The organism is Arthrobacter sp. Z4-13, assembly GCF_054792705.1.
Map to the genome: position 1 here is coordinate 1,401,864 of NZ_CP096459.1, position 12,949 is coordinate 1,414,812.

Genomic DNA, 12,949 nt, shown 5'->3' on the forward strand with positions numbered 1-12,949 from the left:
TTTCAAGTGACTGAACGTATTGTGCTCGCCTACTCGGGCGGCCTGGACACCTCAGTAGCCATTGGCTGGATCGGTGAAGCTACCGGTGCCGAGGTCATCGCCGTGGCGGTTGACGTCGGACAGGGCGGCGAGTCCCTGGAAACCATCCGCCAGCGTGCCCTGGGCTGCGGCGCGGTCGAAGCCTACGTGGCAGACGCCTCCGACGAGTTCGCCAACGAGTACTGCATGCCCACGCTGAAGGCCAATGGCCTCTACCAGGGCCACTACCCGCTGGTTTCCGCCATCTCCCGCCCGGTCATCGTCAAGCACCTGGTTAAGGCCGCCCGCGAATTCGGCGCCACCACTGTTGCGCACGGCTGCACCGGCAAGGGCAACGACCAGGTCCGCTTCGAAGTTGGCATCCAGACCCTCGGCCCGGACCTGAAGTGCATCGCCCCCGTCCGCGACCTCGCCCTCACCCGCGACAAGGCCATCGCCTTCGCCGAGGAAAAGGGCCTGCCGATCGAGACCACCAAGAAGAACCCGTACTCCATCGACCAGAACGTCTGGGGCCGCGCGGTGGAAACCGGCTACCTTGAGGACATTTGGAACGCCCCCACCAAGGACATCTACGACTACACGGCCACCCCGGAGTTCCCGCCGGCGCCGGACGAGGTCACCATCAGCTTCGAGGCCGGCGTTCCGGTAGCGATCGACGGCGTGAAGGTCACCCCGCTGCAGGCCATCAAGGAACTCAACCGCCGTGCCGGTGCGCAGGGTGTGGGCCGGATCGACGTCGTCGAAGACCGCCTGGTGGGCATCAAATCCCGCGAAATTTACGAAGCCCCGGGTGCCATGGCCCTGATCACCGCCCACAAGCACCTCGAGGACATCACTGTTGAGCGCGAGCAGGCCCGCTTCAAGGCCACTGTTGGCCAGCGCTGGGCAGAGCTCGTGTACGACGGACAGTGGTTCTCCCCGCTCAAGCGCTCCCTGGACGCCTTCATCGAGGACACCCAGAAGTACGTCTCCGGCGACATCCGGATGACCCTGCACGGTGGCCAGGCGATCGTCAACGGCCGCCGCTCCGACACCTCGCTCTACGACTTCTCGCTGGCCACCTACGACACCGGCGACACGTTCGACCAGTCCCAGGCCAAGGGCTTCATCGAGCTCTGGGGCATGTCCGCCAAGGTTGCCTCCGGCCGCGACATCCGGGTCGCAGGAAAGTAAGAACCGGTGGTTGAGCAAAAAGCTGAAATGGGCCCGCGCGCGCAGGGGTCCCCGGCCGAGCGCAGCGAGGTTGGGGTCCGCTCGGGGACGAACACAGGCGCACTGTGGGGCGGCCGGTTCGCCGGCGGCCCCGCGGATGCCCTGGCGGCGCTGAGCAAGTCCACACACTTCGACTGGCGGCTGGCCCGTTATGACATTGCCGGTTCCAAGGCCCACGCCCGGGTGCTGCACAAGGCCGGGCTGCTGGACGACGCCGAGCTGGAAGGCATGCTGGCGGCCCTCACCCGGCTTGATGAGGACGTTGCTTCCGGGGCCTACGTGCCGGCCGAATCCGACGAGGACGTGCACGGCTCGCTTGAGCGGGGCCTGATCGAGCGTGCCGGAACGCAGCTGGGCGGCAAGCTCCGCGCGGGCCGTTCCCGCAACGACCAGGTGGCCACACTGGGGCGCATGTTTCTGCGCGACCACGCCAGGATCATCGCCCGCGGCGTGCTCGCCACGGTGGATGCCCTCGTTGAGCAGGCGAAGGCCCACCACGGTGTGGCCATGCCGGGCCGGACCCACCTGCAGCATGCCCAGCCGGTACTGCTCAGCCACCATTTGCTGGCGCACGCCTGGGCCCTGCTGCGCGACGTTCAGCGGCTCCAGGACTGGGACAAGCGCGCCGGCGTCTCGCCTTACGGTTCGGGTGCCCTCGCCGGATCCTCGCTGGGGCTGGACCCCGAAGCCGTTGCCGCGGACCTGGGTTTCTTCTCCGCGTCCCACAACTCGATCGACGGCACCGCTTCCCGCGATGTTTTCGCCGAATTCGCCTGGGTGTGCTCGATGATAGGCGTGGACCTTTCGCGGATCTCCGAGGAAGTCATCCTGTGGGCCACCAAGGAGTTCTCCTTCGTCACGCTGCACGACTCCTACTCCACGGGATCGTCCATCATGCCGCAGAAGAAGAACCCGGACGTGGCGGAGTTGGCCCGCGGCAAGGCAGGCCGCCTAATCGGCAACCTGACCGGGCTCCTGGCCACACTCAAGGGCCTGCCGCTGGCGTACAACCGGGACCTGCAGGAGGACAAGGAACCGGTGTTCGACGCCGCCGACACCCTGGAGCTCCTGCTCCCGGCCGTCTCCGGCATGATCGCCACCCTGACGTTCAACACCGGGCGGATGGAATCGCTGGCACCGCAGGGCTTCGCGCTGGCTACTGACATCGCTGAGTGGTTGGTCCGCCAGGGCGTTCCGTTCCGCGAGGCGCACGAGCTCTCCGGTGCGGCCGTCAAGCAGGCGGAGTCCCGCGGCGTGGAGCTTTGGGACCTTACGGACGAGGAATACGCCGCCATCTCCGGGCACCTGACGCCGGAGGTCCGCACGGTCCTGTCCACGGAGGGTTCGCTCAACAGCCGCAACTCCCAGGGCGGAACCGCACCCGCCGCCGTCGAACGCCAGATGGTTGCGCTGCAAGCCGAGCTGGCCGGCGTACGCGAATACGCAGCGTAGAACCCCCGCGAGATGGCACTTCGCAGCATTGTTCTCTTTGAGAACTGCCGCGAAGTGCCATCTCGCGGCGTTTAAAGTGGTCTCATGAGCGACTCCTTCCGCAGGCAACTCCGTGCGCTTCCCGACTTCCCGGCCAACCTGCCCCGTTTCGACCCGGCCACCGCCCCCGCGGATCCCGCAGACCTTTTTCGGCAGTGGCTGGACGAGGCCCTCGCCGCGGGAGAGCGCCAGCCGCATGCTTGCAGCCTGGCCACGGTTGACGGCGCCGGGCAGCCGTCGTCGAGGATGCTGATCCTGAAGAACATTGACGACGACGGCTGGCACTTCGCCACGGCCCGCACCTCGCGCAAAGGCAGGGAGCTCAGCGCCAACCCCCAAGCCGCCCTCAACTTCTACTGGCCGTCGCTCGGCAGGCAGGTCCGGGTGGCCGGGTCCGTGGTGGAGCTGTCCGCCGATGCGTCCGCGCAGGACTGGGCCGAGCGGCCCCGGGCGGACGGCAGCGAGAACCCCGACTGGCAGCTGTACGCCATCCAGCCTTCTGAGATCGAGTTTTGGCAGGCGAGCCACGACCGCTCCCATATCCGCCATAGGTTTGGCCCGAACGGCGTTCTTCCCGGCTAGGATGAGCGCCATGACAGCTCCCGCACCCGAAGTCCTGCTCGCCGGGCTCCATAAAGCCGCCAAAGACGTTGCCTCCGATGTTGCCAAGCTCGATGATGAGGACTTACGGACTCCGTCCGCCCTGCCCGGCTGGACGCGGGGCCATGTCCTGGCACACCTGACCGGGATCTCCAACGCGATGGCCCGGCAGCTCGAGTACGCCGCCCGTGGCGACGCCGTCGAGCTGTACGACGGCGGCATGGACGGCCGGAACAGGGCGATAGACATGGCTGCCGGCCACGACGCCGCCACACACCGGGCCGACCTCACGGCAGCACTGCAGCGCGCGGTCAAAACCTTCGATGCGCTGCCCGGCATCAAGGATTCGTCGGCCAACCGCACCGGCTGGTACGCACCCATCACCTACCGCGGTGGAGTGGTCCTGGACGGAGGCCTGGCGCTGTGGCGGGAACTCGTCATCCATAACTCGGACCTGCTGACGGGCAGGGGACCGGAAACGTGGAGCAGGGAGTTCTGCGGCCACCTGTTCGATTTCCTCGCAGCCCGCGTCCCGCCCGACGACAAACTGGTGCTGCAGCCCCTCGGCCTCCCGCCGCTGAGTATCGGCAGCGGCAACAGGTCCACCGTGGTCGGCGGGATGATCACGGATATTGCGGCCTGGCTGGCCGGGCGTGAACCTACCTTGGGCAGCCTGAGGGCATCAGCCGCGGCCGATGGTGTGGACTTGCCGGCCCTGCTGCCGTGGCCTGCGGGAACGCCGGCCCCCAGCTAGCCGTTCCGGCCCCGGCACCTTCCGCGAAGTGGCAGTTCAGGGCGATCCTGTTTCGCAACATCACCATGAGCTGCCATCTCGCGGAGGATTATGGCAGCGTGCTCAGGCGGCTTCGCGCGCCAGCAGGCTCTGCTTGATGGGCAGTCCCCAGCGAAATCCGCCCAGTGAACCGTCGGTCCGGATGACGCGGTGGCAGGGGACGAACAGGGCTGCCGCATTGAAGGCGCAGGCGCTGGCCGCCGCCCGGACAGCCTTTGGATTGCCAGCAAGCCCGGCGTACTCGGTGTACGTCACGGGAGAGCCCGGCCGGACCAGCCGCAGCACGTCCCAGGCGTGGACCCGGAACGGCCCGGACATCTGCCGCACTGGGACCTGCATCGCCGGTGCCGGATCCCCGGCGTAGAACGCTTCGACTGCAGCCGAAATCCCACCCAGGTCGCTGACCAGTTCAAGGGTGGCGGGCCGCAGGGACGGATGGATCTGCCCGGTCAGGTCGCCGGGCTTTTCGGTCCAGCCGCTGGAGAGGACCACGCCATCCTGGGCAAGGATGGTAAACGGGCCGTCCGGAGTGGACATCTGAAGCAACTGGGCCTTCATCGGTTCGCTTTCTCTACTGTGCTGGTGCCTGCTGTGGCAAGGTCCCTTGATGTGCCCTTACGTGAACCGGCTGCGGAGTGGGCGGCTGCCCGCCACAGGTGCATGGTTGCGTAAGAGCGCCAGGGGCTGACTTCGCGGAAGTCCGGGCTCGCGGTCCCTGCGGCCGAAACATCCGGGCCGGGATCCGCCGGGCGGTCCAGGGCCTTTATGCCGTTCCGCACTGCGGCGTCATTGGCCAGGAATACGTCCGGGGCGCCAAGGATACGCATCGCGAGATAGCCGACAGTCCAGGGTCCCACACCGGCCAGCGGGAGCAACTTCCCACCCAGGCTGGCCAGGTTGTCGCCATAGCCGAAGTCGAGAGTACCCTCCGCCAGCGCAGAAGCCGCCGCACGGAGGGCATCGCTGCGTTTCCGGGGGCCGCGCAGGAGGGCGCAGCCGTCCGCGGCAATTTCCCCAGGAGTGGGAAACATCCGGTCGAGACCCTCGCCGGGGCTACGGCTTGAACTTCCGACGGCGGCCAGCTGGGTGAGGGCTGTCCGCGCCGCAGCCACGGTGATCTGCTGGCCGATCATGGCCCTGATCAGCATTTCGGTGGGGTCGAGCGCCCCGGGCATCCTGATTCCCGGGGTGCCGGCCACGGCGGCCGCCAACCTGCTGTCCGCCGTGAGGGCGCTGTCGATTGCCACCGGGTCCGCATCCAGGTCGAATAACCGCCGGACGCGGCTTAGCAGCGCCGGCAGGTCACGAAGGTCCACCGCGCCGATGGTGAGGGTCAGTGGCCGGCCGGGCGCGCCGGCGTCGTACTCAATTTTGAAGCGCGCATCCCCATGGGAAAGCCGAAGCGTGCGGGCGTAGGAGGTTGCTGTTCCTGCTTCGATCCCCGGAATGGCCCGCACCGCCAGGAAAGTGAAGACGCCGGGGTCGAACGGCTTCCGGTAGGGGAGGCTGAGGGTCAGGGCGGTAGAGCCGGCGGCGGCTTTTGGATGCCTGGCGGAGCGGAGGGCGGTAGGGGTCATATCGAAGACTTCCACCATGGTTTCGTTGAACTGGCGCACGCTGCTGAAGCCGGCCGCGAAGGCGACGTCAGCGAGCTTCATCGACGTGGAGACCAGCAGCGTGCGCGCCGTCTGTGCCCGGCCGGCACGCGCAAGCGAGAGGGGACCGGCGCCCAGCTCCTGGCTGAGGATGCGGTTCAGTTGGCGGGAGGAATAGCCCAGGCGGGCGGCCAGGCCATCGACGCCGTCCCGGTTCACCACCCCGTCATTGATCAGGCGCATGGCGCGCCCCGCAATGTCCTGGCGCACGTTCCAGGCAGGCGTCCCCGGAACCGCCTCGGGGAGGCAGCGCTTGCAGGCCCGGTAACCGGCGTCATGGGCTGCGGCTGATGTCTCATAGAAGGTGACATTCGCCGCCTTCGGAGTCCTGGCGGGGCATGACGGGCGGCAATAAATGCCCGTGGTCCGGACAGCGGTGAAGAACTGCCCGTCGAACCGGGTGTCCCGGGCGTCTATCGCCCGGTAGCGCTGCCAGAAGTCCATTCCCCCATCCTGCCAGCAGCGCAGGCGCCGAGCTAGCGGAAATCGGACATGGCCGTCCGCCCTTCGAGGCGTTGCGGCCCGGCTCCTTCGCAGTAGTTGGATAGAGTCTGGCCATGAGCAGAAGTCCCTTTCCGGCCCGGGAACCGCTGCGTGAATTCCTGTCCGGCGATGCCCGCGAACTCGCACCGATGCTGTTGGGAGCTGTCCTCACGCATGATTCGCGGGAGGGCCGGGTGTCCGTCCGGCTTACCGAAGTTGAGGCCTACCTTGGGCCTGAGGATTCCCTGCATCCCGATCCGGGATCGCACACGTATCGCGGCCCCACTCCCCGGAATGCACCCATGTTCGGCCCCGCCGGGCACCTGTACGTCTACTTCACCTATGGGATGCACCACTGCACGAACATCGTGTGCGGTCCGGCCGGCGTCGCCTCCGCCCTGCTGCTGCGCGCGGGGGAGATCGTGGAGGGCCTCGAGCTTGCACAGCACCGCCGGCCTACCTCAAAAAATCCGGCTGACCTCGCAAGCGGCCCCGCCCGGCTCGCCAAAGCCCTGGGCCTGACAACCGCCTACAGCGGCCGTGACGCCTTGGTGCCTCCCTTTGGGCTGGTACTCCCGGACCGGCCGGTTGCGGAGGTCAGCTCAGGTCCAAGAGTGGGGGTTTCCGGCGTGGGCGGATCCGGGCAGTACGCCTGGCGGTTCTGGGCCACGGGGGATCCCACGGTCTCGACGTACAAGGCGGCTAAACCAAGAACGTCCCAGTTTCGCAAGCGTTAACGGAAATGGTTGTAGAATGGTAGGTCTGTCTTTTGCGATAGGGGAACGTTAGATGCTCGACGCCGATTTGGCCCACGAACGGGACTATGTTGCCGGCCTGTATGCCCGGCTGGAGGAGTTGCGCGAGGAAAAGCGCAAGCAGCTCGCGCAGGTCCGCCGGGCAGGGGGCGTGGGCACCATGCAGAACGTTTCCGAGCGTGACGCTTTCGCCGCTCTGTACGAGGACCGCCTGGCGCAGCTGGATGCCGTTGACGACCGGCTGGTCTTCGGCCGCCTGGACCTGGACTCCGGGGAAGCGCAGTACATCGGCCGTATCGGCCTCACCACCGAGGACCTGCAACGGCTCATGGTTGACTGGCGCGCGCCCGAAGCCGGGCACTTTTACCAGGCCACCGCCTTTGACCGGCAGGGCGTACGGCGCCGCCGCCACCTGATCCTGCAGGGCCGCGAGGTCAAGGCCATCGAGGACGATGTGCTGGACGCGGACATGCTGGCAGACGACGAATCCCTGCAGGGTGAGGGCGCCCTGCTCGCCGCCCTCAACTCCAAGCGCACCGGCCGGATGTCGGACATCGTCAGCACCATCCAGTCCGAACAGGACCGCATCATCCGGTCCTCCATCTCCGGCGCCGTGGTGGTCCAGGGCGGGCCGGGTACCGGCAAGACCGCCGTGGCACTGCACCGCGCCGCCTACCTGCTGTACACCCACCGCGACCGCCTCAAGTCCGCCGGCGTGCTGCTGGTAGGCCCGTCGTCGTCGTTTATGAAATACATCGAAAGGGTGTTGCCCTCCTTGGGCGAGACCGGCGTCGTTATGGCCAGCGTGGGCCGCCTGATGCCCGGCATCAATGCCGTGCCGGAACCGCACGCCGATGTAGCGGCCATCAAGGGCCGCCTCGACATGGCCACCGTGGTGGCCAACGCCGTCTCCAACCGCCAGCGGATTCCTGCCGAAGACCGGATCCTGGAAGTGGACGGCCGCAAGCTAGTGCTGACGCCCCGCCAGGTGCGCCGCGCCCGTGAACGCGCCCGTTCCACCGGCAAGCCGCACAATGAGGCGAGGGTAACGTTCGTCAAGATCCTGCTGCGCGAACTGACCGAACAGATGACCGAGCTCGTGGAAGCCGGCAATATCGGCAACAACGCGGACCGCTCCTACTTGGCGGAGGATGTCCGCACTGCGCGTGACGTGCGGATTGCCCTCAACTTGTGCTGGATGCCCATGACACCCGAAAAGCTGATCTCGGAGCTCTTCAGCAAGCCGGCTGTGCTGGAATTCTGCACCCCCCACCTGTCTCCGGCTGAGCGCGCCCTGTTGCAGCGCCCGGCCGATGCCCCCTGGACCGAATCCGATGTACCGCTGTTGGATGAGGCCGCTGAGCTGCTGGGCGAACTGGACCCGGCCGCAGGGCGTGGACTGGCGCAGCAGGAGCACGACCGCGCCCGTGACCTTGCCAACGCCAAGCAGACCCTGGTCAACATGGAGGCCGCAGGGGTGGATCCGTTGATGTCCGCCGAGGAGTTGGCCGAGCAGAACCAGGAACAGGAAGCGCGGCTGACCGCTGCCGAGCGCGCCACGAGCGACCGCACGTGGGCCTTTGGCCACATCGTGGTGGACGAGGCGCAGGAGCTGTCGCCCATGCAGTGGCGCCTGCTGGTCCGCCGTTGCCCGCTGAAGTCCTTCACAATTGTTGGAGACATCGCGCAGACGAGCTCAGTGGCCGGCGCCAATTCATGGCAGGGCGCGCTGGCCCCGATGTTCGGTGACCGCTGGCAGCTGGAGGAGCTGACGGTCAACTACCGCACACCGTCCCAGATCGCCGAGGCGGCGGTCCGGATGGCCAATGCCGCAGGACTCGTCGTCTCCGCCCCCAAGGCCGTCCGGGAGGGACGCTGGTCGCCCGTCATTGACGAAGTGGACCAGGGCCAGGTGGTCAGCCGTCTGGTGGAGGTCCTGCCGGAGGAACTGGAAGCGCTCGACGGCGGCCTGCTGGCTGTCATCGCGGACGGTCACCTTTTGCCGGAGGCCATGGCCGCCCTGCGCGCGGCGTACGGCCGCCGCATCGGCACCGGCGCCGGCGGTTATGAACAGGACATCGTGGTGATCAGCCCCCGCGAGGCCAAGGGCCTGGAGTTCGACGGCGTGGTGGTGCTGGAGCCCGGCATGATGCTCAACCATGAGCACGGCAAAGTGGGGGACCTCTACGTAGCCATGACGCGCGCAACGCAGCGGCTGCGGCTGATTGCCGCCGAGGCTGTGCCTGCGGGCATCAAGCGCTGAGCTTCTTCGGTTCAGGCCGTCCGTTCCGGTCAGGCGCCGGTGGCGTTATCCGGCGCCTGAGCGGGGTAATACTGCTAACTTAGAAGGCGTGTCAGAACTCAACAGCCTCGAATCGCAGCAGAACGACCCCTCTTTTGCCAACGTCTGGCAGGAACTGAAGTGGCGTGGCCTGGTCCACGTCTCCACCGACGAAGCAGAGCTGGAAAAGCTCCTCGCCGGCGGACCGGTCACGTACTATTGCGGCTTCGATCCCACTGCGCCGAGCCTCCACCTGGGCAACCTGGTCCAGTTGCTCGTCATGCGGCGGCTGCAGCTGGCCGGTCACAAGCCCCTCGGGCTCGTGGGCGGTTCCACCGGCATGATCGGTGATCCCCGCCCCACGGCCGAACGTACCCTGAACACCAAGGACACGGTTGCCGAATGGGTGGGATACCTCCAGGCGCAGGTCCGCAGGTTCCTTAGCTTCGAGGGCGGCAACGCAGCTCAGATGGTCAACAACCTGGACTGGACGGCGCCGCTGAGCGCGATTGACTTCCTGCGGGAGGTGGGCAAGCACTTCCGCGTGGGGACCATGCTGCGCAAGGACGCTGTCGCGTCGCGGCTGAACTCCGACGAAGGCATCAGCTACACCGAGTTCAGCTACCAGATCCTGCAGGGTATGGACTACCTCCAGCTGTTCCGAGACTACGGCTGCATGCTCCAGACGGGCGGCTCGGACCAGTGGGGAAACCTCACCAGCGGAACCGAGCTGATCCGTAAGGTGGAAGGCAAGAGTGTCCATGCCCTGGGTACACCGCTGATTACCAATTCGGACGGCACCAAGTTCGGTAAGAGCGAGGGCAACGCCATTTGGCTGGACGCCGGCATGTGCAGCCCGTACGCCTTTTACCAGTTCTGGCTCAACACTGCAGATGCTGACGTTGTGGACCGGTTGAAGGTGTTCACCTTCCTGACCCGCGCCGAGATCGAAGAGATTGCCAAGGCAGTGGCCGAGCGTCCGTTTGCCCGTGAGGGCCAGCGGAAGCTTGCTTTCGAAGTGACGTCCCTTGTCCACGGGGTGGAGGCCACCGAAAAAGTGATCGCTGCTTCGGCGGCGCTCTTTGGGAACGGCGACTTGTCCGCGTTGGACAAGCCCACGCTTCAGGCAGCCACGTCCGAGCTTCCTTCAGCCACGGTGCAGGTGGACGCACTGGGAATTGTGGACCTGCTGGTTGCCTCGGGGCTATCGGAAAGCAAATCGGCTGCCCGCCGCACTGTTGGCGAAGGCGGCGCTTACGTCAACAACGAGAAGGTATCCGATCCGGAAGCGGTGATTTCGGAGTCCGAACTGCTGCACGGGCAGTACCTGCTCCTGCGCCGCGGCAAGAAGAACCTGGCCACGGTGGAAGTACTGGTTCCCTAGCCTCTTCCGGTCCTGCTCCAGACCCCTTACACGCTCCTCCGCAGCCGATTTGCACGGCCGCAGGGGGGCGTGTATTGTTTTCTGAGTCGCCGCCGCTGAAGCGGAAAAATAGCGACCGACCCCCCAACAAAAACTGAAGCAACTTCACCATGTGCGAGAGCACCGGTCGAAGAAATGCTGCAATTAATGCTGGGCGGATTCATTCACCGAGTGAATTCCGGGAAAACAACCGGATTTGCAAAGTGAAAATGAATGAAATAAGATTGAAACATCGCAGCGAAGAAATACGAAATAGCAATTCACTAAATGAATTGTTTCGGGAATATTCGAATGTGTCTGTTGTTTGAGAACTCAATAGTGTGCCAAGTTTGTTGATACCGATTTGTTTTATGAATTGGTTGGATTTGCCGGGCTGCCCGCCCCTGTGGGTGGTCTGGTTTTTACAGCTGGTTTCAAATTTTGTGCAGCTTTTTGGTCCCGTTTTCCCGGGGCTGGGGGTTGTGTCTGTTTTTGTTTTACTTCAACGGAGAGTTTGATCCTGGCTCAGGATGAACGCTGGCGGCGTGCTTAACACATGCAAGTCGAACGATGAAGCCAGCTTGCTGGTGGATTAGTGGCGAACGGGTGAGTAACACGTGAGTAACCTGCCCTTAACTCTGGGATAAGCCTGGGAAACTGGGTCTAATACCGGATATGACTCCTCATCGCATGGTGGGGGGTGGAAAGCTTTTTGTGGTTTTGGATGGACTCGCGGCCTATCAGCTTGTTGGTGAGGTAATGGCTCACCAAGGCGACGACGGGTAGCCGGCCTGAGAGGGTGACCGGCCACACTGGGACTGAGACACGGCCCAGACTCCTACGGGAGGCAGCAGTGGGGAATATTGCACAATGGGCGCAAGCCTGATGCAGCGACGCCGCGTGAGGGATGACGGCCTTCGGGTTGTAAACCTCTTTCAGTAGGGAAGAAGCGAAAGTGACGGTACCTGCAGAAGAAGCGCCGGCTAACTACGTGCCAGCAGCCGCGGTAATACGTAGGGCGCAAGCGTTATCCGGAATTATTGGGCGTAAAGAGCTCGTAGGCGGTTTGTCGCGTCTGCCGTGAAAGTCCGGGGCTCAACTCCGGATCTGCGGTGGGTACGGGCAGACTAGAGTGATGTAGGGGAGACTGGAATTCCTGGTGTAGCGGTGAAATGCGCAGATATCAGGAGGAACACCGATGGCGAAGGCAGGTCTCTGGGCATTAACTGACGCTGAGGAGCGAAAGCATGGGGAGCGAACAGGATTAGATACCCTGGTAGTCCATGCCGTAAACGTTGGGCACTAGGTGTGGGGGACATTCCACGTTTTCCGCGCCGTAGCTAACGCATTAAGTGCCCCGCCTGGGGAGTACGGCCGCAAGGCTAAAACTCAAAGGAATTGACGGGGGCCCGCACAAGCGGCGGAGCATGCGGATTAATTCGATGCAACGCGAAGAACCTTACCAAGGCTTGACATGAACCGGAAAGACCTGGAAACAGGTGCCCCGCTTGCGGTCGGTTTACAGGTGGTGCATGGTTGTCGTCAGCTCGTGTCGTGAGATGTTGGGTTAAGTCCCGCAACGAGCGCAACCCTCGTTCTATGTTGCCAGCACGTGATGGTGGGGACTCATAGGAGACTGCCGGGGTCAACTCGGAGGAAGGTGGGGACGACGTCAAATCATCATGCCCCTTATGTCTTGGGCTTCACGCATGCTACAATGGCCGGTACAAAGGGTTGCGATACTGTGAGGTGGAGCTAATCCCAAAAAGCCGGTCTCAGTTCGGATTGGGGTCTGCAACTCGACCCCATGAAGTCGGAGTCGCTAGTAATCGCAGATCAGCAACGCTGCGGTGAATACGTTCCCGGGCCTTGTACACACCGCCCGTCAAGTCACGAAAGTTGGTAACACCCGAAGCCGGTGGCCTAACCCCTTGTGGGAGGGAGCTGTCGAAGGTGGGACTGGCGATTGGGACTAAGTCGTAACAAGGTAGCCGTACCGGAAGGTGCGGCTGGATCACCTCCTTTCTAAGGAGCACCTACAGGCTTCTGCTGCGTGTATGCGTTGGTGGGGGTTTGTCAGGAGTATATGCCCGTTGCGCAGACGTTTGTTCTGCGGCGGGTGCTCATGGGTGGAATATCAATGAATAGGTGCCTGGTGGCACGGACCGTTTGTTAGTACGGGCTGATCTCCTTGTGGGGTTGGTTCGGGAACGCTGGTGGTTTGTGGTGTTGGGTAGT

General features: G+C 64.6%; 9 protein-coding genes and 1 rRNA gene. 8 read left to right on the top strand and 2 right to left on the bottom strand.

Features of this window, described 5'->3' with window-relative positions:
* Positions 1–6 precede the first annotated feature (6 nt).
* From M1E07_RS08250 to M1E07_RS08265, 4 genes are all read left to right on the top strand, one after another.
* Positions 7–1,212, top strand: coding sequence for an argininosuccinate synthase (locus tag M1E07_RS08250; RefSeq protein WP_461189758.1), 1,206 nt, complete (start codon positions 7–9; stop codon positions 1,210–1,212).
* A 27-nt stretch (positions 1,213–1,239) separates the two neighbouring features.
* On the top strand, positions 1,240–2,703 hold the full coding sequence (gene argH / locus M1E07_RS08255) for an argininosuccinate lyase (RefSeq protein ID WP_461189759.1): 1,464 nt from the start codon (positions 1,240–1,242) through the stop codon (positions 2,701–2,703).
* A gap of 84 nt (positions 2,704–2,787) precedes the next feature.
* Positions 2,788–3,324 carry a pyridoxine/pyridoxamine 5'-phosphate oxidase gene (locus M1E07_RS08260; protein ID WP_461189760.1) on the top strand — a complete coding sequence of 179 codons (537 nt, stop codon included), beginning with the start codon at positions 2,788–2,790 and terminating at the stop codon, positions 3,322–3,324.
* Between the two features lie 10 nt (positions 3,325–3,334).
* A complete protein-coding gene (locus tag M1E07_RS08265) occupies positions 3,335–4,096 on the top strand; it encodes a maleylpyruvate isomerase family mycothiol-dependent enzyme (protein WP_461189761.1) in 762 nt (253 codons plus the stop codon).
* Between the two features lie 102 nt (positions 4,097–4,198).
* Here the strand turns inward: M1E07_RS08265 and M1E07_RS08270 are convergent, their stop codons facing one another.
* Both M1E07_RS08270 and M1E07_RS08275 read right to left on the bottom strand, forming a co-directional pair.
* Positions 4,199–4,693, bottom strand: a complete 495-nt coding sequence (locus M1E07_RS08270; protein WP_461189762.1) for a methylated-DNA--[protein]-cysteine S-methyltransferase — start codon at positions 4,691–4,693, stop codon at positions 4,199–4,201.
* A complete protein-coding gene (locus tag M1E07_RS08275) occupies positions 4,690–6,234 on the bottom strand; it encodes a DNA-3-methyladenine glycosylase 2 family protein (RefSeq protein WP_461189763.1) in 1,545 nt (514 codons plus the stop codon). Before M1E07_RS08275 ends, M1E07_RS08270 begins: the two co-directional genes overlap by 4 nt.
* Positions 6,235–6,347: 113 nt before the next feature.
* Between M1E07_RS08275 and M1E07_RS08280 the strand changes: the two genes are divergently transcribed.
* The 4 genes from M1E07_RS08280 to M1E07_RS08295 all read left to right on the top strand — a co-directional run bounded on the left by M1E07_RS08280 (position 6,348) and on the right by M1E07_RS08295 (position 12,736).
* Positions 6,348–7,010: a DNA-3-methyladenine glycosylase gene (locus tag M1E07_RS08280; RefSeq protein ID WP_461189764.1), complete on the top strand. Its 663-nt coding sequence runs from the start codon at positions 6,348–6,350 to the stop codon at positions 7,008–7,010.
* A gap of 52 nt (positions 7,011–7,062) precedes the next feature.
* Positions 7,063–9,291, top strand: coding sequence for a HelD family protein (locus M1E07_RS08285; protein WP_461189765.1), 2,229 nt, complete (start codon positions 7,063–7,065; stop codon positions 9,289–9,291).
* Between the two features lie 88 nt (positions 9,292–9,379).
* Complete coding sequence (gene tyrS, locus M1E07_RS08290) at positions 9,380–10,693, top strand: tyrosine--tRNA ligase (RefSeq protein WP_461189766.1); 1,314 nt, start codon at positions 9,380–9,382, stop codon at positions 10,691–10,693.
* Between the two features lie 520 nt (positions 10,694–11,213).
* Positions 11,214–12,736: ribosomal RNA gene (locus M1E07_RS08295) — 16S ribosomal RNA — on the top strand.
* The last annotated feature ends 213 nt before the right edge of the window (positions 12,737–12,949 follow it).